The 19684-nt window shown below is 66.3% G+C and carries 19 protein-coding genes; 16 read left to right on the forward strand and 3 right to left on the reverse strand.

The window, feature by feature from the left end; genetic code table 11:
* Nucleotides 1–170 precede the first annotated feature (170 nt).
* The 5 genes from ACRARE_RS15475 (at nucleotide 171) to ACRARE_RS15495 (ending at nucleotide 5046) form a co-directional block, all read left to right on the forward strand.
* Nucleotides 171–1481, forward strand: a complete 1311-nt coding sequence (locus ACRARE_RS15475; protein WP_432657357.1) for an ABC transporter substrate-binding protein — start codon at nucleotides 171–173, stop codon at nucleotides 1479–1481.
* Nucleotides 1482–1725: 244 nt separating this feature from the next.
* Nucleotides 1726–2661: a branched-chain amino acid ABC transporter permease gene (locus ACRARE_RS15480; protein ID WP_432657358.1), complete on the forward strand. Its 936-nt coding sequence runs from the start codon at nucleotides 1726–1728 to the stop codon at nucleotides 2659–2661.
* Nucleotides 2658–3596 carry a branched-chain amino acid ABC transporter permease gene (locus ACRARE_RS15485; RefSeq protein WP_432657359.1) on the forward strand — a complete coding sequence of 313 codons (939 nt, stop codon included), beginning with the start codon at nucleotides 2658–2660 and terminating at the stop codon, nucleotides 3594–3596. The genes ACRARE_RS15480 and ACRARE_RS15485 overlap by 4 nt, the downstream gene beginning before the upstream one ends.
* On the forward strand, nucleotides 3593–4339 hold the full coding sequence (locus ACRARE_RS15490) for an ABC transporter ATP-binding protein (RefSeq protein ID WP_432657360.1): 747 nt from the start codon (nucleotides 3593–3595) through the stop codon (nucleotides 4337–4339). Before ACRARE_RS15485 ends, ACRARE_RS15490 begins: the two co-directional genes overlap by 4 nt.
* The gene (locus ACRARE_RS15495; protein ID WP_432657361.1) at nucleotides 4339–5046 is read left to right on the forward strand and encodes an ABC transporter ATP-binding protein; all 708 of its coding nucleotides are present in this window, start codon (nucleotides 4339–4341) and stop codon (nucleotides 5044–5046) included. The genes ACRARE_RS15490 and ACRARE_RS15495 overlap by 1 nt, the downstream gene beginning before the upstream one ends.
* A 255-nt stretch (nucleotides 5047–5301) precedes the next feature.
* Here ACRARE_RS15495 and ACRARE_RS15500 read toward each other — a convergent pair whose 3' ends face one another.
* Nucleotides 5302–5739 (reverse strand): MarR family winged helix-turn-helix transcriptional regulator, encoded by a 438-nt coding sequence (locus ACRARE_RS15500; protein ID WP_432657362.1) that lies wholly within the window; start codon nucleotides 5737–5739, stop codon nucleotides 5302–5304.
* A gap of 192 nt (nucleotides 5740–5931) precedes the next feature.
* Here ACRARE_RS15500 and ACRARE_RS15505 point away from each other — a divergent pair, with 192 nt between their 5' ends.
* From ACRARE_RS15505 to ACRARE_RS15515, 3 genes are read left to right on the forward strand one after another with little or no spacing between them, the layout of a single operon-like run.
* A complete protein-coding gene (locus tag ACRARE_RS15505) occupies nucleotides 5932–7431 on the forward strand; it encodes a 6-hydroxynicotinate reductase (RefSeq protein ID WP_432657363.1) in 1500 nt (499 codons plus the stop codon).
* Nucleotides 7431–8234 carry a UPF0280 family protein gene (locus tag ACRARE_RS15510; protein WP_432657364.1) on the forward strand — a complete coding sequence of 268 codons (804 nt, stop codon included), beginning with the start codon at nucleotides 7431–7433 and terminating at the stop codon, nucleotides 8232–8234. The genes ACRARE_RS15505 and ACRARE_RS15510 overlap by 1 nt, the downstream gene beginning before the upstream one ends.
* Nucleotides 8235–8290: 56 nt before the next feature.
* Nucleotides 8291–8869 (forward strand): amino acid synthesis family protein, encoded by a 579-nt coding sequence (locus tag ACRARE_RS15515; protein WP_432657365.1) that lies wholly within the window; start codon nucleotides 8291–8293, stop codon nucleotides 8867–8869.
* 129 nt (nucleotides 8870–8998) lie between these two features.
* Here the strand turns inward: ACRARE_RS15515 and ACRARE_RS15520 are convergent, their stop codons facing one another.
* The gene (locus ACRARE_RS15520) at nucleotides 8999–10021 is read right to left on the reverse strand and encodes a ketopantoate reductase family protein (RefSeq protein ID WP_432657366.1); all 1023 of its coding nucleotides are present in this window, start codon (nucleotides 10019–10021) and stop codon (nucleotides 8999–9001) included.
* Between the two features lie 353 nt (nucleotides 10022–10374).
* Between ACRARE_RS15520 and ACRARE_RS15525 the strand changes: the two genes are divergently transcribed.
* The 3 genes from ACRARE_RS15525 to ACRARE_RS15535 all read left to right on the forward strand — a co-directional run bounded on the left by ACRARE_RS15525 (nucleotide 10375) and on the right by ACRARE_RS15535 (nucleotide 13831).
* Complete coding sequence (locus ACRARE_RS15525; RefSeq protein WP_432657367.1) at nucleotides 10375–12531, forward strand: anthranilate synthase; 2157 nt, start codon at nucleotides 10375–10377, stop codon at nucleotides 12529–12531.
* Nucleotides 12532–12795: 264 nt separating this feature from the next.
* Nucleotides 12796–13116, forward strand: coding sequence for an H-NS histone family protein (locus ACRARE_RS15530; protein ID WP_432657368.1), 321 nt, complete (start codon nucleotides 12796–12798; stop codon nucleotides 13114–13116).
* A gap of 334 nt (nucleotides 13117–13450) precedes the next feature.
* Entirely contained in the window at nucleotides 13451–13831 is a 381-nt protein-coding gene (locus tag ACRARE_RS15535; RefSeq protein ID WP_432657369.1) for a YigZ family protein, read from the forward strand.
* Between the two features lie 10 nt (nucleotides 13832–13841).
* Here the strand turns inward: ACRARE_RS15535 and ACRARE_RS15540 are convergent, their stop codons facing one another.
* A complete protein-coding gene (locus ACRARE_RS15540) occupies nucleotides 13842–14456 on the reverse strand; it encodes a TetR family transcriptional regulator C-terminal domain-containing protein (RefSeq protein ID WP_432657370.1) in 615 nt (204 codons plus the stop codon).
* Between the two features lie 258 nt (nucleotides 14457–14714).
* Between ACRARE_RS15540 and ACRARE_RS15545 the strand changes: the two genes are divergently transcribed.
* From ACRARE_RS15545 to ACRARE_RS15565, 5 genes are all read left to right on the forward strand, one after another.
* A complete protein-coding gene (locus ACRARE_RS15545) occupies nucleotides 14715–15965 on the forward strand; it encodes a Zn-dependent hydrolase (RefSeq protein ID WP_432657371.1) in 1251 nt (416 codons plus the stop codon).
* A gap of 123 nt (nucleotides 15966–16088) precedes the next feature.
* A complete protein-coding gene (hydA, locus tag ACRARE_RS15550) occupies nucleotides 16089–17549 on the forward strand; it encodes a dihydropyrimidinase (RefSeq protein ID WP_432657372.1) in 1461 nt (486 codons plus the stop codon).
* A gap of 10 nt (nucleotides 17550–17559) precedes the next feature.
* Nucleotides 17560–18342: an ABC transporter ATP-binding protein gene (locus ACRARE_RS15555; RefSeq protein WP_432657373.1), complete on the forward strand. Its 783-nt coding sequence runs from the start codon at nucleotides 17560–17562 to the stop codon at nucleotides 18340–18342.
* The gene (locus tag ACRARE_RS15560; RefSeq protein WP_432657374.1) at nucleotides 18329–18769 is read left to right on the forward strand and encodes a GNAT family N-acetyltransferase; all 441 of its coding nucleotides are present in this window, start codon (nucleotides 18329–18331) and stop codon (nucleotides 18767–18769) included. The genes ACRARE_RS15555 and ACRARE_RS15560 overlap by 14 nt, the downstream gene beginning before the upstream one ends.
* Nucleotides 18766–19683, forward strand: coding sequence for an ABC transporter permease (locus tag ACRARE_RS15565; RefSeq protein WP_432657375.1), 918 nt, complete (start codon nucleotides 18766–18768; stop codon nucleotides 19681–19683). Before ACRARE_RS15560 ends, ACRARE_RS15565 begins: the two co-directional genes overlap by 4 nt.
* The last annotated feature ends 1 nt before the right edge of the window (nucleotide 19684 follow it).

The following is a 19684-nucleotide window of genomic DNA, read 5'->3' on the forward strand; positions in this document are numbered from 1 at the left end:
GGCCCGACCCCGTCGCGCTGCCCTTTCCTTGGGCACAGCCGCGCCACCGGCGCGTGCCGCATCCGGGGGAGGGACGCAAAAGGCTGGACAGATCGTTTGTGTGCCTACAGACTTTCGCCAGGGTCAGCCGAATAAGATCCGGTAAGAACGTTGCCAACAGGGAAAATGAGATGACCGAGACAACCAGCAAGACCAAGACCAGCGGGCTGATCCAGCCCACGCGCCGCGGGGCGCTGAAAACGCTGGCCATGGGGGCGGGCGCCGCCGCGACCATGCCGCTTTGGGCCCGCTACGCCAGCGCCCAGAGCGCCGAACCGATCCGCATCGGCTTTGGCAAACACGCAACCGGCATCGGCGCCGCCTATGGCCGCTGGTACGAACGCACCTCCGTCGCCGCCATCGAGAAGATCAACGCCGAGGGTGGGATCAACGGCCGCCCGGTCGAGCTGGTGACCGAGGATGACGGCACCGATCCGCGCCGCGCCGCCGAGGTGCTGGAGAAATTCGCCAACCAGTCGAACTGCGACGTGGCCTTCGGCACGCTCTTCTCCCACGTGGTCGTGGGCGCCGCACCCCGCGCGGGCGAGCTGAAGCTGCCCTATTTCGTCTGCTCCGAAGGCCACCATGTCGCCTCGGGGATGCTGAACCGCTGGACGGTGCAGCCGGGTATCACCGACGTGAAAAGCCAGGTGTCCGCCATGGCGCCCTTCCTGACCGACGTGCTGGGCAAGAAGGTTACGATGATCTACCCCGACTACGCCTTCGGCTATGACCACCGCGACAACCTGGGCCCGGCGATCGAGGCCGCGGGCGGCGAGGTCGTGGGCTCGATCGCGATCCCGCCGACCGAGACCTCCTTCACCAAGTACTTCCCGCAGATCCCGCGCGACACCGAGGTCATCTATCACGTGATGATCGGCCCCGCCGTTCTGACCTTCGTCAAGGAAATGGGCGAATTCTTCGGGCCCTCGCGCCCCGAGATCTTCGGCTTCATCGACAGCCTCGAGGCCACCGACCTGACCTCGCCGGGGCTGGAGTTCCTGGAGGGTACCTATTTCTGGGAAGGGATGCCGCGCTACCTGCAAGCTGACGCGCCGGCCTATGTGACCGCCTATCGCGATGCCGTGGGTCTGGACGCCAACGGCGCCTCGGTCAGCGACCCCTCGGATGTGTCCACCAGCGCGCATATGTTCGCCTGCTGGGAGACGCTGCACATCATCAAGGCGGGCATGGAGGCCGCGGGCTATCAATCCCCCGCCGACCGCCAGGCACTGATCGAAGCGGTCGAGGCGATGACCCTGATGGAAGCGGGCCCCGCCCATCCCCAGGGCACGAAGATGTTCAACGGCAAGACCCACCAGGTCTTCGGCCCGCAGTACATCTCGAAGGTCGAGGGCGGCAAGCTGGTGGTGCAGAAGACCGTCGGCTACGAGGATACGATGTATCCCGACGAGGTCGATTACACCTCGATGAGCTTCTGAGGCTCCGCGCCTCACGCCGCACCTATGCGGGTCGCGGCGTGAGGTCGTCGTTCTTGAGTATTTCTAGCCCGGTGAATGAGCGGGGCGGTGCAGGGCCCCGGCCGCCTTGGCGCCGCCTTCGGGGCAGGGCGCGCGGCGCTCTCCTCACTGGGCCGGAAATACTCTGGGGGTCCGGGGGCAAGGCCCCCGGCGCCCGAACCAGGCGCCGGCCTGACCGGTGCGAGAGACTATCAAGAGAGAGAAGATGGACTTCGGACCCTATCTGATGCTGGCCATGCTGGAGGGCGCCGTTCTGGCGGCGGTCCTGGCGCTGATGGCCAGCGGTTTGAGCCTCGTCTTCGGGGTGATGCGCGTGGTGAACGTCGCCCATGGCGAGTTCTACATGCTGGGCGCGGTGATGGCCTGGGGCGTGACCCAGTTCATGGCCGGTTTGGGCGGCGGGGCGGCCGTCAACTTCATCGCCGCCGCCGTGCTGGCGCCGCTGATCGTCGGCTCTATCGCCGCCGCCGCTGATGTGGTGATCCTGAAGCGGCTCGACTACGACCCGGAACGGGTGATCGTGGCCACCATCGGACTGCTTTACATCATCCAGCAGGCCACGCTGATGGGCTATGGCCCGGATGCCAAGCCGGTGGTCGCGCCCTTCAACGAACGGATCGCGCTGCCCTGGTTCGCCTGGGGCGAGAACGGGTTCGAGATGTATTATCCCTGGGGCCTGTCCACCACCTCTTACAAGCTGTTCGTCATTGTCGCCGCCGTGGTGATCCTGGCCGCGCTGCGTCTGTTCATGACGCGCTCGCGCGCGGGACTGATCATGCGCGCCACCCAGCTGGACGGCGAGATGGCCACCGCCTTCGGCATACCGGTGGAGCGGGTCTATGCCATCGTCTTTGGCGCCGGGGCCGCCCTGGCCGCGCTGGCGGGCGTGCTGATCGTGCCGATCCAGCAGGCCCACTACCTGATGGGCGGGGACGCGCTGTTGCTGTCGTTCATCGTGGTGATCATTGGCGGGCTGGGCAGCCTGGCAGGCACCGTGGTGGCGGCCGTGCTGATCGGCATGTCCGACGGCATCATCTCGGTCTTCTTCACGCCGACCCTGGCCAAGATCATTGCCACGCTGGCCGTGGCGCTGGTGCTGGTCTTCCGGCCCCAGGGCCTTTTCGGGGTGAAAAGCCGATGACCAGACGTGACCTGACCTTGCACCTGGGCCTGATCGCGGGCCTCTTTGCGCTGCATTTCATCCTGCCTGCCTATCACCACGGCATCTTTGCCCGGGTGATGGTGCTGGCGGTCTATGCCATCGGCTACAACATCGCCTTCGGCTATACCGGCCTGCTGTCGCTGGGCCATGCCATGTTCTTTGGCGCGGGCATGTATGGCGTCGGCATCGCCAGCTATCATTTCGCCATTCCGGCGCTGCCCGCCTGGGTGATCGGCCTGGGCTGTGGCGCCCTGCTGGCGCTGGTGGTAGGGCTGCTGGCCCTGCGGACAGAGGGCGTCAGCTTCATGATCGTGACGCTGATGTTCGCCCAGGCCGCCTATCTGGTGATCCTCTACTTCAGCGAATACACCCGCGGCGACGACGGGCTGGTGATCCCCGGCGACATGCGGGCCATCGGATCCTGGGACCTCAGCGACGAGGGTACGCGCTATCTGCTGGCCTGGGCGCTGTTCTCGATCGTGCTGATGCTGTCGCTGTGGCTGGTGCGCCATCCCTTCGGCCGGGTCCTGGTGGCCCTGCGCGAGAACGAGGAACGCGCCCGCCTGCTGGGCTATGACACCGGAGGGCGCAAGCTGGCCGCGCTGGTGATCTCGGGCACGATCTCGGCCGCCGCGGGCGGGGCCTATGCCACCATGTTCGGCTATGTGGGCGCCAGTTTCGCGGGCGTACAATATTCTATCTTCGCCCTGCTTTGGGTGCTGCTGGGCGGCGCGGGCACCGTGCTGGGGCCCTTCGTGGGGGTGCTGTTCATGACCTATCTGAACGACATCGCCTCGGGGGTGACTGAGGCCTACATGCTGATCGCGGGCGTGGTGCTGGTGGCGCTGACCCTCTTCGCGCCCCAGGGCATCGTGGGCGAGATCCGCCGCCGCTTCTGGAAGGATCTGCCATGAAACACGAGCGTAACGTGATCCTGTCGACCGAGGGGCTGGGCAAGTCCTTTGACGGGCTTCGGGCGAATCACGACATCGACTTCTCGCTGGTCAAGAACCAGGTTCATGCGCTGATCGGGCCCAATGGCGCGGGCAAGACCACCTTCGTGTCGATGCTGATCGGCCGGTTGGAACCGACCGACGGGGCGATCTGGTTCGACGGCCAGAACGTGACCGAGATGCCCGCGCATAAACGCGTGGCGGCGGGCATGGGCTATACCTTCCAGATCACCAGCGTTTTCGCCCGGCTGACCTGCCACGAGAACGTTGCACTGGCCGCCCGGCGCAAGCTGGGCCGCGACAAGGCGAAGGTAGAAGAGGTGGTGGCCCAGGCCCTGACCCGCGTCGGTCTGGGCGACCGGGCGGGGGACGTGGCGGGCGATCTCAGCTATGGCCACCAGCGCCTTTTGGAGATCGCCATGGGCCTGGCCGCCAAGCCGCGCCTGCTGATCCTGGACGAGCCGACCCAGGGCCTGGCAGAAAGCGAGATCGCCGCTTTCAAGGCGCTGATCCGCGAGCTGTCGGCGGAAACCACCATCCTGCTGATCGAACACAACATGTCGGTGGTGATGGAACTGGCCGACGCCATTACCGTGCTGAACTTCGGCGAGGTGCTGGCCCAGGGCACGGCGGCCGAGATTCACGCCAACCCGGCGGTGCAGGCCGCCTATCTGGGCACCGAAGAAAGCCGCGAGGAGGCGTGATGCTGAAGATTGACGGGCTGACCGCAGGCTATGGCCAGGCAACGATCCTGCGCGATGTGGCGCTGACGGCCGAGGCGGGCGAGATCACGGTTCTGATGGGCCGCAACGGCGCGGGCAAGACCACGCTGATGAAGGCGATCATGGGGCTGGTGAAGGCCGAAGCTGGCCGGATCGTCCTGGACGACACCGACCTGGCGCAGCTGCCGGCCTACAAGGTGCCGGGCGCGGGTGTGGGCTATGTGCCCCAGGGGCGGCGGCTCTTTTCCGAGCTGACCATCGCGCAGAATATCGAGATCGGTCTGGGCGCCGGTCCGAAGGACGCGAAACTGCGCCGCGAGACCCGCGATGAGATGCTGGAGCTGTTCCCGCGTCTGGGTGAGCGGATGAGCCAGCGGGCGGGGACGCTTTCGGGCGGCGAGCAGCAGATGCTGGCCACCGCCCGGGCGCTCTGCCTGCGGCCCAAGCTGCTGCTGCTGGACGAGCCGACCGAGGGGCTGCAACCTTCGATGATCGAGGCGATCCGCCAGGTCATGGTGCAGATGCGCGACAAGGGGCTGGCGGTTCTGCTGGTGGAGCAGCGCATCGACGCGGTGCTGGAACTGGCCGACCGGATCAGCGTCATTGAGATGGGCCGCAATGCCGAGGATTTCACCAAGGCGGAGATCGCCCCGGGCGAGGCCCGGTTGCGGGCGCATCTGGGGGTCTGAGCCCCTGCCGCAGAGTTCAAGAAAGGCCCCCACGGGGGCCTTTTTCTTGGCCGGATGATCCCGGGCCGTCCTCCGGGGCGCGCACCCGATGCCGTTCCGGGGTGGCAAAAACAGATCCGCCCGAAGCTTTCGCTTCGGGCGGGCTCCGTCACTCCCCGATACCTGAGTGGAAAACGGGGCGACACACCTCTCTGCCATCGGTCTTCGTGAGTGGTGGCATGGGATCAACGCCGGGCCGTGCCGGGCCCTGGCGGATCAGCCCATCTTGGCAAGCAGAGAGAGAAGGGTTTCCTTTTCCTTGTCGCTGAGCGGGGCCAGGGTCTCTTCGCTGATCGCCAGGGCGGCGCCGGCCAGCTCTGCGTAAAGGGCGCGACCGGCCTCGGTCGGGATCAGGTAGTGGCGGCGGCGGTCGACGGGGTCGGGCTCGGCGGTAACCAGATCGCGGGCGCGCAGCCGGTCGGCCACCCCCTTGATCGTCGCCGCATCCATTGCCGTGGCGCGGCCAAGGGCGTTCTGCGAGGTCGGGCCCAACTCGCACAGCTTCGCCAGGGCGGCGAACTGCGTTGCCGTCAGGGCCGACAGGCTTTGCGAGAAGATCGACAGGTGACGCTGGCTTGCCTTGCGCATGAGGAAACCGACCTGTTCATCCAGGCGATACCGGGCCGCGGCCTCATCGGAAAAATCGTAATGCATGGAAAATGGTCTCTCGGTCAAAGGGGATCGATTCAATCTATCGGTGATCTGGAAAGGCATTGACACCCGCGCGGGATCTGAGTCAATACCATTTGTATACGAACGAATGTGACGTGACGTGAAAGCTGCGTTTTCACGTCCCATGCCGGACGCTCTGTTCTGGGGCGGCGGTTGCAGACCACTGTTGAAAGGATGTCCGGAATGGCGCCCGTGGACAAGATCAGATGCGATGCCTGCCCTGTCATGTGTTACGTGGCCGAGGGACGGACCGGCGCCTGTGACCGCTACGCCAATGAAAACGGCAAGATCGTGCGCTGTGACCCGGTGACCGTGCTGGACCGCTCGCTGGCTGCCGGGCAAGAGGTGCGCCCCTTCCTGGCCCCCTCCGAGGATTGGGAAGGCAAGATGGTGCCGGGCAAGGATCTGTTCGTCTCGGGCGTGGGCGCGGGCACCACCTATCCCGATTTCAAACCCGCCCCCTTCATCGTCAGCCGCGAGGTCGAGGGCGTCGATACCGTCACCGTGGTGACCGAGGCGATCTATTCCTATTGCGGCGTCAAGGTGAAGATCGACACCGACCGCCACTTGGGCGACGAAACCGCGCCCGTGCGCGCCGGGGGAGAGGTGATCGGCCATGTGACCACCGGCGAATACGGCAGCCAGATGCTGTCGCTGGGGGGCGTGGATCACCTGACCGGCGGCTCCAAGGCCGAGGGCCGCGTCACCTGCAACAGCCTGATGGCCCTGTGCAACGGCGAGGCGGTCGAGCTGGAGATCGAGGGCGGATCGAGTGTGATCGTCCAGGCAGGCCAGGCGCCCATCGTCGATGGCAAGCCCGAAACCCGGATGCGCGTCGGCTGCGGCTCGGCCACCATCGGTATGTTCGCCACCCAATGGCAGGGCCATGTGGACGAGGTGGTGGTGGTCGACGACCATATCACCGGCGTCGTCTCTGAGCACCAGGCGGGCAAGGTCATCGGCTGGCCCGATACCGGCATTCGCATCAAGGGCCGCCGCTCGACCCCGGGGCGCTATTTCCAGGTGGCCGAACCGGGCCTGGGCTGGGGCGGGACGGATATTCAGGATCCGCTGACCATCCTCGACAAATGGCTGGAAAAGAAGGGCGCGCGCCCGGGTCTGACCTTGATGATGGTCTCGACCACCGGCGAACACGCCGCCTATTACGTGCTGGACGAGGATCTGGTGCCGCAGCCCGCCCCCATGCCCGAGGCCCTGGCCGCCTCTGTCGCGCTGATCGAGGAAAACTGCGAACCGGCGCTTTGCACGGTGATGTTCTGCGCCGGTGCCGGCGGTTCCCTGCGCTCTGGCGTGACCCAGAACCCGGTGCGCCTGACCCGCGCCGTGCAGGCGGGCGAGGCCAAGGTGACCCTGGGCGGGGCCGAGGTCTTCCTCTGGCCCGGTGGCGGCATCACCGTCATGGCCAATGTGCTGGACATGCCGCAGAATTCTTTCGGCTATGTGCCCACGCCCGCGCTGGTGGCGCCGCTGGAATTCACCATGCCGCGCGACCTTTACGTGGGTCTGGGCGGCCATGATGGCGCGATCCGGCCGATCCGCGACGTGCTGGAACGGGGGGGCGAATACCATAACGAGTTCCGCGCCCTGGGCCGGGACGCCGTGCGCGGGCCCAAGGTCACCCCCTTCCCGGGCGACAGCAAGAAGGCCGGCTGATGCAGGCCGGGCTGCTGCCCGACGGGGTGCGGCTGCACCTCAACGCCGGGCCGATCGACCTGATCTGCTTTGCCGAAGGCGCGCTGCGCGCGCCCGCCTATCGGGCCGCCATGGCCCGCTTCGACGGGCTGCTCGAGGAACTGGTGGCCGAATTGCCCGAATTGCGCCGCGCAGGCGGGCAGGGCCGGGGGCCGGTGGCCGCCCGGATGTGCGCCGCCGTGGCCCCCTTCGCGCCGGAGTTCATCACCCCGATGGCCGCCGTGGCGGGCAGCGTCGCCGAAGAGATCCTGGCGGCGATGGCCGCCGTCGCGCCCGGGGCCAAGCTCTGGGTCAACAACGGCGGCGACATCGCCTGGACGCCGGGCACCGAGGGGATGCGCCTGGCGCTGCCCGGCGGCCAGATGACCCTGCCGCCCGAGGCGCCCTTTCGCGGCTGTGCCACCTCTGGTCGCGGCGGGCGCAGCCATTCGCTGGGCATCGCCGATGCGGTCACCGTGCTGGCGCGCGGCGCGGCAGTGGCGGATGCGGCGGCGACGATGATCGCCAACCGCGTCGATCTGCCGGGCCATCCGGCGGTGACGCGGCGGCCCGCGGCCGAGCTGAGCCCCGACAGCGACCTGGGGACGCGGCCCGTCACGGTTGACCTGGGCCCCCTGAGCCCGGAAGAGGTGGCAAGGGCGCTGGATGCGGGCCTGGCCTATGCCGAGGATCTGCGCGCCCGCGGCCTGATCGGCGCGGCGCATCTGGCGCTGGCCGGGCAGGTCCGCACCACCGGCGCAATGGTTGAAATGTTGCCCGGCTGACCCCGGGTGGAGGAGACGGGCGCGCGCCCCGCGCGTCCCAACAGATGGAGGGCCCGATGGCCGAATTTACCCTGCGCAAGACGCAGATCGTTCTGGAAGAGATCCACCATGACGGCGGTCCGGTCAGCGGCCCGCGCCTACGCGGCGCGGTGCTGGCCCTGGTCAAGAACCCCTATGCGGGCATCTACCAAGAGGACCTGACCCAGGCGATGGAAGACCTCAAGCCGGTCGGCCTGGCCATGGCGCGCAAGCTGGTCGAGGCCATGGGCGGCGTTGAGGGGATCGATTCCTACGGCAAGGGCGCCATCGTCGGTGAGGCGGGCGAGCTGGAACATGCCGCGCTGTGGCATGTGGCGGGCGGCTATTCCATGCGCGAAGTGCTGGGCGAATCGCTGGCCATCGTGCCCTCGTCCAAGAAACAGGGCGGGCCGGGCACCCGGCTGGACGTGCCCCTGGGCCATACCAATGCCGCCTATGTGCGCTCGCATTTCGACGCCATGGAAGTGGGGCTGCCCGAAGGCCCGCGCGCGGATGAGGTTCTTTACGTGCTGACCATGGCCAAGGGCCCGCGCATCCATTCCCGCCTGGGCGGTCTCGAAGCGGACCAGATCAGCAAGTTCGACGGTCTGCGCTAAGGCGCGCGCTTTGCAAAGGGCCGGTTTGCACTTTGCAACCGGCCCGCGTCGGGGCGTCCCGCCCCCGTCTTCTCGTTTGCCAGATATATCCCCGCCGAAGGCACGGGCCCAAAGGCCCGTCCCCCGCTTTCAACCGGCCTCGCGCTGGATGCTGCGCAGCAGGGCAGTGGCCAGCGCCAGCTTCGGCATGGGAATGCCATGGCTGCGGCCCACGGCCAGGGTGGCGCCGAAAATCGGCTCGATCTCCATCGCGCGGCCCCGCTCCAGATCCTGAAGGGTCGAAGGTTTGAAGGCCGCGCCGTCGCGCGCCCGGGCCAGGCGGGCGTCGGGGTCTTCCAGCAGCTCGGCCCCCTCGGCGCGGGCCACCGCCGCCACCTCCAGCATGATGTCGCGGGTCAGCGCAAACAGCACCGGATCGGTCAGCATCCGGTTCATCGGCGCCCGCGACAGGGCGCAGACGGAATTGAAACCGCAGTTCGCGTAAAGCTTTGAAAAGAGGGCGTTCTGGAAGGGTTGCGTCTGTTTCGTGGCCAGGCCCGCCGCTTCGAAGATCGCCGCCAGACGGTCCACATCGGCGCGGTCCTCGCCGGGCAGGCGGCCCAGGTCGAAGTGGCCGTCGATATTGACCTCGACATGGCCCGGCTCGGGCAGGGTGGCGCCGATCACCGCAATGGCGCCGATGGCGCGGGCGGGGCCGATCTCGCGCCACAGGACGCCGCCGGGATCGACCTCTTCGGCGCCCTTCAGCCCGCCTGCACCGTCGCGGATCGGATACCACCAGGGCACCCCGTTCACCACCGCCACCAGGCGACCCTGCGGCGCCAGCAGGCGGCCCAGTTTCTCGGCCATGGGGGGCACCTGATGGCCCTTCAGCGCGGTGATGACGATATCCTGCGGCGGCAGGCTGTCGGGGTCATCGGTGGCGGTGACCGGCACGACCTGGCTGCCCTCGGGGGTGGTCAGGCGCAGGCCCTGGGCCTGGATCGCCGCCAGATGGGCGCCGCGCGCTACCACCGAGACCTGGGCCAGACCGGCGGTCTGGGCGGCGCGGGCCAGCTTGGCGGCGATGGTGCCGCCAATGGCGCCCGCGCCCACGACACAGACGGACAGCGGGCGGTCGGGCAGGGGCGGCAGGGCGGCGGTGGCGGGCATGGGGCGTCTCCTTCGGGGCTTGCGGGGGTCGGGCCTTTCCCTCGCCTCGCACGCGCGGCCGCCCGCGACAAGCCCGAGGCTTGACATGCGCGGCCTGCCAGCGGACATACAAGGGGTCTTGGCCCGAGAGGGCGGCGTTCTGCCGCGACGGGGGGCGAAGACGGCGTTTTCGGCCCCGCGCGGGCCAGGAGAGGATGAAGGACGCAATGCTCGGGAAGCGATGGCAATTCTGGCCGCTTTCCTGGCGATGGTAACACCATCGCCCTGCTGAGCCTTTTTCCATTTTCCGGCGGCCCCGGCCCGATCGCCTCGCGCGCAGACCCCGTGCGCCGCCCCTGCCAAGAGAAGCGAACATGACTGACCTGACCTTCCGAACCAAGGGGGGCGTGCGCGTCACCCGCAAGGAGATGCCGGGGGTTTACCCCAGCGACACCGAGGCGCTGGCCCGCCGGCTGGACAGCTACCGGGGCGTACTTCTGTCGTCCAACTACGAATACCCGGGCCGCTACACCCGTTGGGATTTCGGGTTCGCCGAACCGCCCCTGGTGGTCGAGGCGCGCGGCCGGGCGATGCGCATCGCGGCGCTGAACGGGCGGGGCCGGGTCCTGTTGCAGATCATCGCCCCCGCGCTGGACGGCGAGACGGCCATCGAGACGGCGGCGATCAGCGCCGACGAGATCACCCTGACCATCCGCAAGCCCGACCGGGTGATCAGTGAGGAGGAACGCTCGCGCGCGCCCTCGGTCTTCTCTGTCCTGCGGCGCATCGTCGATCTGTTCTTCAGCGACGAGGACGGGCATCTGGGCCTTTACGGTGCCTTCGGCTATGATCTGGCCTTCCAGTTCGAGCCGATCGACTTCGCCCGCGAACGCCCCGAGGATCAGCGCGACCTGGTGCTGTTCCTGGCCGATGACATCATCGTCAGCGACCACTATTCCACCACCACCACCCGCTATCGCTATGAGTTCGCCGCGGGCGAGCTGAGCACCGAAGGCCTGGCGGGCGGCATCGAGGCCGAGCCCTTCGTGCAGGGGCCGTCGGATGTGCCGCGCGGCGATCATGTGCCGGGCGAATACGCCAAGCTGGTGGTCGACGCCAAGGAAAGCTTCCGCCGCGGCGACCTGTTCGAGGTGGTGCCGGGCCAGGTCTTCTACGAACCCTGCAAGGACAGCCCCTCGGCGATCTATGAGCGGTTGAAGAAGATCAACCCGGCGCCCTTCGGCTTCATCATGAACCTGGGCGAGCAGGAATATCTGGTGGGCGCGAGCCCCGAGATGTTCGTGCGGGTCACCGGGCGCCGGGTGGAGACCTGCCCGATCTCGGGCACCATCAAGCGTGGCCGCGACGCCATCGAGGACAGCGAGCAGATCCTGACCCTGCTGCAATCCAAGAAGGATGAAAGCGAGCTGACCATGTGTTCCGACGTCGACCGCAACGACAAGTCCCGGGTCTGCGAGCCGGGCAGCGTGCGGGTGATCGGGCGGCGTCAGATCGAGATGTATTCGCGGCTGATCCACACGGTCGACCATATCGAGGGGCGCCTGCGCGAGGGGATGGACAGCATGGATGCCTTCCTCAGCCATACCTGGGCGGTGACTGTCACCGGCGCGCCAAAGCTCTGGGCCATGCGCTTTATCGAGAAGCACGAGAAGAGCACCCGCAAATGGTACGGCGGGGCCGTGGGGGCGGTGCAATTCAATGGTGACATGAATACCGGCCTGACCCTGCGCACCATTCGCATCAAGGACGGTGTCGCCGAGGTGCGCGCGGGCGCCACCCTTCTCAATGACAGTGATCCCGAGGCCGAAGAGGCCGAGACCGAATTGAAGGCCAGCGCCATGCGCGCCGCCATTCGCGGGGATCGCGGCAGCAACGAGGGCGCCGGCGATGGCACTCGCCTGCCGCGTGGCCAGGGGCGGCGGATCCTTCTGGTCGATCACGAGGATTCCTTCGTGCACACCCTGGCGAACTATTTCCGTCAGACCGGCGCCGAGGTAATGACAACGCGTACGCCCGTTGTTGAACAATTGTTCGATGAATTCGATCCGGATCTCGTTGTGCTTTCTCCGGGGCCCGGCAGCCCGAAAGACTTTGGAACGGCTGATACCATTCGCAAGTGTCTGGATCGTAATCTGGCGCTATTTGGCGTCTGCCTTGGGCTGCAATCCATTTGCGAATATGCTGGTGCTGAATTGCGTCAGTTGGACGAGCCGATGCATGGCAAACCCTCGCGTATTCGTATTTCGGAACCCGGCCTCGTGTTCGCGGGTCTGGGCGAAGAGGTGACGGTTGGGCGCTACCACTCGATTCACGCCGTGGAAGAGACCTTGCCCGCAGACCTGCAAGTCACGGCGCGGACGGATGACGGAATCGTGATGGGGGTCGAGCATCGCAGCCTGCCCATGGCCGCTGTGCAGTTCCACCCGGAATCGATCATGTCCCTTGGCCAGGATGCGGGAATGCGGATGATTGAAAACGTGGTCGAGCGTTTGGGTATCAAAAACAAGTAGTTAATACCTGGCGCTTTTTCGCGTCTCCCCGGATCTTATGATTGACAGACAGGCGCCGGGCGGTCTTTCCGCCCGGCGCCTTTTTGCCGAAATTCAGCGTCAGGTGAATGGCGGGAAAGTAGGCGATCCGGGGTTTCGATCCGAAAGCCTCCTTTGTTAATGGAATTTATATAGGTTCTGGTTGCTCATTCCAAAATCATTGGTGTAAGAGGCGGAATGGGTGACGGGAAGTCTCCTTTCCCCAAGCGTAAAGGATGTGTGATTATGCTGGACATTGATTTGGATTCCCTGTCCCTGGGAGATCTGAAGAAGCTGCAAACCCGTGTTTCGACGGCGATCAAGACCTATGAAGAACGTCAGCGCAAAGCGGCGCTGGTCGAACTGGAAGCCAAGGCGGCCGAGATGGGCTTCAGCCTTTCGGAATTGACCGGCCAGACCGGACGCAAAGCGAAAGTGAACCCGCCGAAATACCGCAATCCCGAGGACGCCACGCAAACCTGGAGCGGCCGTGGCCGCCAGCCCGCTTGGATCAAGGAAGCGCTGGCCCGGGGCGAGTCCCTGGACAATTTCCTGATCGTGAAGTGACAGGCCGTCTGTTGCGGGGCGGCCAGAGACAGCGGTCGCCCCACATTCTGCCCTGACAGCGATCTGCGCCCAGAGAGGCGCGCGGGCCCTTCGGGGCCTTTTTCATGCCCGGCCCCCCGTCGCCGGAGGGCGACAGGTCGAGGGGAAGGGGGGCTCTGCCCCCCCGTCGCCAGGGGGCGACAGGCAGAGGGGGAAGGGGGGCTCTGCCCCCCGTCGCGGCAGGCCGCGCCTCCCCCCGGAGTATTTCCGGCCATCGAATAGAGAGACGAAGGCGCAGCGGCGGCCTGTGGCGCCGGGGCTTGCCAAGGGCGCGACGGCGGGGCAGGGGAAAGGCATGAGCGATCTGACGATATTGGACGGGGTGCTGAGCGACCGGGGCTCCAAATACGCGGTGTCCGGCGGGCCTGCCGCCAGCCGGGCCGAAGCCGAGGCGCTTGTAAAGGTGCTGAAGCGGAAGAAGAAGTTCGCCAAGGCCACGCACAACACCTGGGCCCTCTTGCTGCCCGGCGAGCCGGTGAAGGCCGACGACGGCGAGGCGGGTGCGGGAATGGTGATCCTGCGGATGCTGGAGCGCGCGGGCCTTGAGGGCCATGTGGTGATCGTCACCCGCTGGTTCGGCGGCACCCATCTGGGCGGCGACCGGTTCCGCCATGTGCAATCCTGCGTGCGCGCCTATATGGACGAGATCGGCGTCGATCCCGGCGGCAGCGATTAGCGGGGCGCGATCAGGGGGTCAGCATCCGGGTAAAGAGCGTGGTCAGATAGGCCTCGGCCTCGGGGAAGGGATCGGGCTTTTGCGGCCCCAGCACCGCCTTCACCTGCACGTCGAAATCCGCGTAATGCTGGGTCAGCGACCAGATCGAGAAGATCAGGTGGTAAGGATCGGCGGGCGCCAGGCGGCCCGCGTCCATCCAGCCCTGGATCATCGCCGCCTTCTCATCCACCAGGTCGCGCAGATCGGTTTCCAGCATTTCCAGGATGCGCGGCGCGCCCTGGACGATCTCATTGGCAAACAGGCGGCTTTCGCGCGGATGGTCACGGCTCATTTGCAGCTTGCGGCGCATGTAGGTCAGGATCGCGTCCAGCGGCTCGCCATCGTCGGTCAGCTCGCGCAGCGGGTCCAGCCAGGTTTCCATCAGCGTGGACATCAGGTGCCGGTGGATCGCCTCTTTCGAGGGGAAGTAGTACAGCAGGTTGGGTTTCGACAGATCCGCCTCGCGGGCGATCTGATCGACGGTCGAGCCGCGAAAGCCGTAGGTCGAGAAGACCGACAGCGCGGCCTCGGAGATCAGGGCGATGTTCTTGCGCTGGATTCGGGTGCGGGCGACCGGTTGCGTCATGCGGTTCTGCTCTTTTCCTGTGCCGAGGGGCTGTGGGGAGAGGCCCCCGCCGGCGATGTTTGCAGGTGTTTTTCCGGGTCATATTTTTTGACCGGTCAGGCGGGGATGTCCAGCGCTGATCCAATAGGCACTTTGCGCATTGTTCGGGCGCAGGCCTGCCTCTGCGGCGGGGGTTTTCTTGACTGATCATGGCGCTCTGCTAGCGTGTCGTTTGACCAAGTGGTCAAAAGGACGACAGCAAGCTTTGGAGGCCAAGTCATGCCCGCAGCCGGAGAAAACCTGAAAATCAACGGGGAAAGGCTGTGGGACAGCCTGATGGAGATGGCCAAGATCGGCCCCGGCGTGGCGGGTGGGAACAACCGCCAGACCCTGACCGATGAAGACGCCGAGGGGCGCAAGCTGTTCCAGGAATGGTGCGAGGCCGCGGGCTGCACCATGGGCGTTGACCAGATGGGCACCATGTTCATGACCCGCCCGGGCACCGACCCCGAGGCGCTGCCGGTCTATGTGGGCAGCCACCTCGACACCCAGCCCACGGGCGGCAAATACGACGGCGTGCTGGGCGTTCTGGCCGCGCTGGAGGTCGTGCGCACGATGAACGACCTCGACATCAAGACCAAGCACCCGATCGTGGTCACCAACTGGGCCAACGAAGAGGGCGCGCGTTTCGCCCCCGCCATGCTGGCCTCGGGCGTCTTCGCCGGCGTGCATTCGCTGGACTACGCCTATAACCGCACCGATCTGGAAGGCGCCTCTTACGGGGCCGAGTTGCAGCGGATCGGCTGGAAGGGCGAGGAAGAGGTGGGCGCGCGCAAGATGCACGCCTATTTCGAATATCACATCGAACAGGGCCCGATCCTGGAGGCCGAAGAAAAAAGCATCGGCGTGGTCACCCATTGCCAGGGTCTGTGGTGGCTGGAGTTCACCCTGACCGGGAAAGAGGCCCATACCGGCTCTACCCCCATGGCGATGCGCGTCAACGCGGGCCTGGCCATGAGCCGCATCCTGGAGATGGTCCAGGAGGTCACCATGGGCGAACAGCCCAATGCCGTGGGTGGCGTCGGCCAGATGCAGTTCAGCCCGAACTCGCGCAACGTGCTGCCGGGCAAGGTGGTTTTCACCGTCGACATCCGCACCCCCGACCAGGCCAAGCTGGACCGGATGCGCGCCGAGATCGAGAAACGCGCCGCCGCGATCTGCGACGAGCTGGGCGTCGGCTGTTCGGTCGAGGCCGTGGGCCATTTCGACCCGGTGACCTTTGCGCCGGAACTGGTCGAGAAGGTGCGTAGCGCCGCCGAGACCCTGGGCTACAGCCATATGGACATTATTTCGGGTGCCGGTCACGACGCCTGCTGGGCCGCCAAGGTGGCGCCCGCGACGATGATCATGTGCCCCTGCGTGGGCGGGCTGAGCCATAACGAGGCCGAAGAGATCAGCCCGGAATGGGCTGCCGCCGGGGCAGATGTGCTCTTGCACGCTGTCGTCGAAACGGCTGAAATCGTCGAATAACACGAACCGGAACGCGAAAGGGGGCTCTGCCCCCGACCGCGCCTTCGGGCGCGGCCTCCCCCGGGATATTTCAGGCCAGAAAATGGGCCGGGCCGGGTGCGGGGCGAACACAGGGAGACATCTATGACCAAGGTTATCAAGGGCGGCATCGTGGTGACCGCCGACCGTCAGTGGAAGGCCGATATCGCCATCGAGGGCGAGACGATCCTGGAGATCGGCGAGGACCTGAAGGGCGATGAATATATCGACGCCGAAGGCGCCTATGTGATCCCCGGCGGTATCGACCCGCATACCCACCTGGAAATGCCCTTCATGGGCACCACCGCCGCCGAGACGTTCGAGTCCGGCACCTGGGCTGCGGCCTGTGGCGGCACGACGATGCTGATCGACTTCTGTCTGCCGGGCGCCGACGGGTCGATCAAGAACGCGATCAACGAATGGCACCGCAAGTCGGCGCCGCAGATTTGTTCCGACATCGGCTATCACATGGCGATCACCGGCTGGAACGAGCTGATCTTTGACGAGATGAAATATGCCGTCGACAACGGCGTGAACAGCTTCAAGCACTTCATGGCCTACAAGGGCGCGCTGATGGTCGAGGACGACGAGATGTTCGCCTCCTTCGCGCGCTGCCGTGAACTGGGCGCGCTGCCCATGGTCCATGCCGAGAACGGCGACCTGGTGGACCTGATGCAGAAGAAGTTCCTGGCCGAGGGCAAGACCGGCCCCGAATGGCACGCCCGCTCGCGTCCGCCCGAGTTCGAAGGCGAGGCCGCCAACCGCGCGATCACCATCGCCGATGCCGCAGGCACGCCCCTTTATATCGTCCACGTCAGCTGCGAGCAGGCCCATGAGGCCATCCGCCGCGCCCGCCAGAAGGGGATGCGCGTCTATGGCGAGCCGCTGGCGCAGTTCCTGACCCTGGATGACGACGAATACCTGTCGAAAGACTGGCTGCATTCGGCGCAGCGCGTGATGTCGCCGCCCTTCCGCGGCAAGGAGCATCAGGAAGGCCTGTGGGCCGGTCTGCAATCGGGCTCTCTTCAGGTGGTGGCCACCGACCACGCCGCCTTCTCCTCCGAGCAGAAGAAGATGGGGCTGGACGACTTCACCAAGATCCCCAATGGCACCAACGGGCTGGAGGAACGCCTGGCGGTCCTGTGGACCTTCGGCGTGGAAACCGGCCGCCTGACGCCCGAGGAATTCGTCGCCGTCACCTCCTCGAACATCGCCAAGATCCTGAACATCTACCCCAAGAAGGGCGCGCTGATGCCCGGGGCGGATGCCGATATCGTGGTCTGGGATCCGAAGATCACCCGCACGATCAGTGCCTCGAACCACAAGTCGATCATCGACTACAACGTCTTCGAGGGCGTCGAGGTCAGCGCCCAGGCGCGTTACACCCTGTCGCGTGGCGAGGTCATCTGGGCCTGGGGGCAGAACAGCCAGCCGCAGCCGGGCCGGGGCCGCTTCGTGCCGCGTCCCGCCTTCAGCTCGGCCGCCAAGGCCATGTCGAAGTGGAAGGAACTGAACAGCCCGCGCTCTGTGCAGCGTGATCCGCTGAACATTCCGGCCGGGATCTGAGGACAGCTTTGTGACGCAAGTACCTGTTATTGAGGCAAAGCATCTCGATCTGACCTTCCAGACCAACGACGGGCCCGTGCACGCGCTGCGTGATGTGAACCTGGAGATCAACAAGGGTGATTTCGTCAGCTTCATCGGCCCCTCGGGCTGTGGCAAGACCACCTTCCTGCGCTGCATCGCGGCGCTGGAAGAGCCCACGGGCGGCAAGCTGACCGTCAACGGGATGAGCCCCGAGGAGGCACGGCGCGCCCGCGCCTATGGCTATGTCTTCCAGGCCGCAGGCCTCTACCCCTGGCGCACCATCGCGGGCAATATCAAGCTGCCGCTGGAGATCATGGGCTTCGCCAAGAAGGACCAGGAGGAGCGGGTCGAGAAGGTGCTGGAACTGGTCGACCTGGCCGGCTTCGGCAAGAAGTTCCCCTGGCAGCTGTCGGGCGGGATGCAGCAGCGGGCCTCGATCGCCCGCGCGCTGGCCTTTGATGCCGATATCCTGCTGATGGACGAGCCCTTCGGCGCCCTGGACGAGATCGTGCGCGATCACCTCAACGAAGAGCTGCTGAAGCTCTGGGCGCGCACCGAGAAGACCATCGGCTTTGTCACCCACTCGATCCCCGAGGCGGTGTACCTCTCGACCAAGATCGTGGTCATGTCGCCCCGGCCGGGGCGGATCACCGATGTGATCGAAAGCCCGCTGCCCAAGGAACGCCCCCTCGACATTCGCGATACGCCGGAATTCCTGGAGATCGCGCATCGTGTCCGCGAGGGGCTGCGCGCGGGTCATGCCTATGACTGAGGCGGTGACCATACGCCGGGCGGGCAGGGCGGATATTCCCGCCTGCGCCGCCGTGGCCAGCGACTGGGTCGAAGAGACCGGCTGGATGCCGCGCCTGCATTCGGTGGCCGAGCTGGAGGGCCATATCCGTGCTGCCTTCGATGCGCGCGAGATCTGGGTCATTGGCACGCCCGTGGCGGCCTATATGTCCGTCGATCCCGAGGCGGGCCATATCGGCGCGCTGTACTGCCGGACGCGGGGGCAGGGCTGGGGCAAGGCCTTTCTCGACAAGGCGAAAGAGGGCCGCGACCGGCTGAGCCTGAACACCCATGTGCCGAACCGGGCCGCGCAGCGGTTCTATGCTCGCGAAGGCTTCTTCGAGACCGGGCGCCGGATGCCCGCGCCGCCCGAGACGGTCGAGGAGTTGCGGATGGAGTGGCGCCGATGAAACGTGTCGTCTTTCCCGTCGTCGTCGTCGTCGCCGCGATCATGGCCTTCTGGTATGCGGCCTGCGTGCCGATGAACATCAAGTTCGCCCTGATGACCGCCGAGCGGCAGGGCGCCGTGGTCAGCCCCGAGGGGATGATCACCCGCCGCGACATGTCGCCCTTCGTACTGGCGGCGAAGAACCCCGCGCAATGGGCCGATACCTGGGTGCAGGCCAAGCCGCGCCTGCCCGCGCCGCATCAGGTGGTGACCGAGCTTTGGGCCCAGACCATGGAGGTGGCCCCCACCTCGAAGCGTAGCCTGGTGTTCCACGGCTGGATCACCCTGTCGGCCACGCTTCTGGGTTTCGCCATCGGTTCTGGCCTGGGGATCCTGCTGGCCGTGGGCATCGTGCATAGCCGCGCCATGGACATGTCGGTGATGCCCTGGGCCATCGCCAGCCAGACCATCCCGATCCTGGCCATCGCGCCGATGATCATCGTGGTCCTCAGCTCGATCGGCTTGCAGGGGCTGGTGCCCAAGGCGGTGATCTCGGCCTATCTGTCCTTCTTCCCGGTGGTCGTGGGCATGGTGAAGGGGCTGCGCAGCCCCTCGCCCATGGATCTGGACCTGGTAAAGACCTGGTCGGCGACCAAGGCCCAGACCTTCTGGAAGCTGCGCCTCCCGGCCTCGGCGCCCTATCTCTTCGCCTCGCTGAAGATCGGCGTGGCCTCGTCGCTGGTGGGGACGATCGTGGGCGAGCTGCCCTCGGGCACCGGCCAGGGCCTGGGCTTCCGCCTGCTGTCGGGCAGCTATTATGGCCAGACGGTGCAGATCTGGTCGGCGCTCTTCGCCACGGCGATCCTGGCCGCCTGCCTGGTGGCGGTGATCGGGCTGCTGGAACGTGGCGTGCTGAAACGGATGGGGCTGGGGTGAT

It is taken from the genome of Pseudooceanicola aquaeponti, from assembly GCF_050897975.1.
Taxonomy (GTDB): Bacteria; Pseudomonadota; Alphaproteobacteria; order Rhodobacterales; family Rhodobacteraceae; genus Pseudooceanicola.

Coding starts and splice junctions, on each gene's coding strand:
- ACRARE_RS15475 (WP_432657357.1), top strand. CDS start 171: ATGACCGAGACAACCAGCAAGACCAAGACCAGCGGGCTGATCCAGCCC.
- ACRARE_RS15480 (WP_432657358.1), top strand. CDS start 1,726: ATGGACTTCGGACCCTATCTGATGCTGGCCATGCTGGAGGGCGCCGTT.
- ACRARE_RS15485 (WP_432657359.1), top strand. CDS start 2,658: ATGACCAGACGTGACCTGACCTTGCACCTGGGCCTGATCGCGGGCCTC.
- ACRARE_RS15490 (WP_432657360.1), top strand. CDS start 3,593: ATGAAACACGAGCGTAACGTGATCCTGTCGACCGAGGGGCTGGGCAAG.
- ACRARE_RS15495 (WP_432657361.1), top strand. CDS start 4,339: ATGCTGAAGATTGACGGGCTGACCGCAGGCTATGGCCAGGCAACGATC.
- ACRARE_RS15500 (WP_432657362.1), bottom strand. CDS start 5,739: ATGCATTACGATTTTTCCGATGAGGCCGCGGCCCGGTATCGCCTGGAT.
- ACRARE_RS15505 (WP_432657363.1), top strand. CDS start 5,932: ATGTCCGGAATGGCGCCCGTGGACAAGATCAGATGCGATGCCTGCCCT.
- ACRARE_RS15510 (WP_432657364.1), top strand. CDS start 7,431: ATGCAGGCCGGGCTGCTGCCCGACGGGGTGCGGCTGCACCTCAACGCC.
- ACRARE_RS15515 (WP_432657365.1), top strand. CDS start 8,291: ATGGCCGAATTTACCCTGCGCAAGACGCAGATCGTTCTGGAAGAGATC.
- ACRARE_RS15520 (WP_432657366.1), bottom strand. CDS start 10,021: ATGCCCGCCACCGCCGCCCTGCCGCCCCTGCCCGACCGCCCGCTGTCC.
- ACRARE_RS15525 (WP_432657367.1), top strand. CDS start 10,375: ATGACTGACCTGACCTTCCGAACCAAGGGGGGCGTGCGCGTCACCCGC.
- ACRARE_RS15530 (WP_432657368.1), top strand. CDS start 12,796: ATGCTGGACATTGATTTGGATTCCCTGTCCCTGGGAGATCTGAAGAAG.
- ACRARE_RS15535 (WP_432657369.1), top strand. CDS start 13,451: ATGAGCGATCTGACGATATTGGACGGGGTGCTGAGCGACCGGGGCTCC.
- ACRARE_RS15540 (WP_432657370.1), bottom strand. CDS start 14,456: ATGACGCAACCGGTCGCCCGCACCCGAATCCAGCGCAAGAACATCGCC.
- ACRARE_RS15545 (WP_432657371.1), top strand. CDS start 14,715: ATGCCCGCAGCCGGAGAAAACCTGAAAATCAACGGGGAAAGGCTGTGG.
- hydA (WP_432657372.1), top strand. CDS start 16,089: ATGACCAAGGTTATCAAGGGCGGCATCGTGGTGACCGCCGACCGTCAG.
- ACRARE_RS15560 (WP_432657374.1), top strand. CDS start 18,329: ATGCCTATGACTGAGGCGGTGACCATACGCCGGGCGGGCAGGGCGGAT.
- ACRARE_RS15565 (WP_432657375.1), top strand. CDS start 18,766: ATGAAACGTGTCGTCTTTCCCGTCGTCGTCGTCGTCGCCGCGATCATG.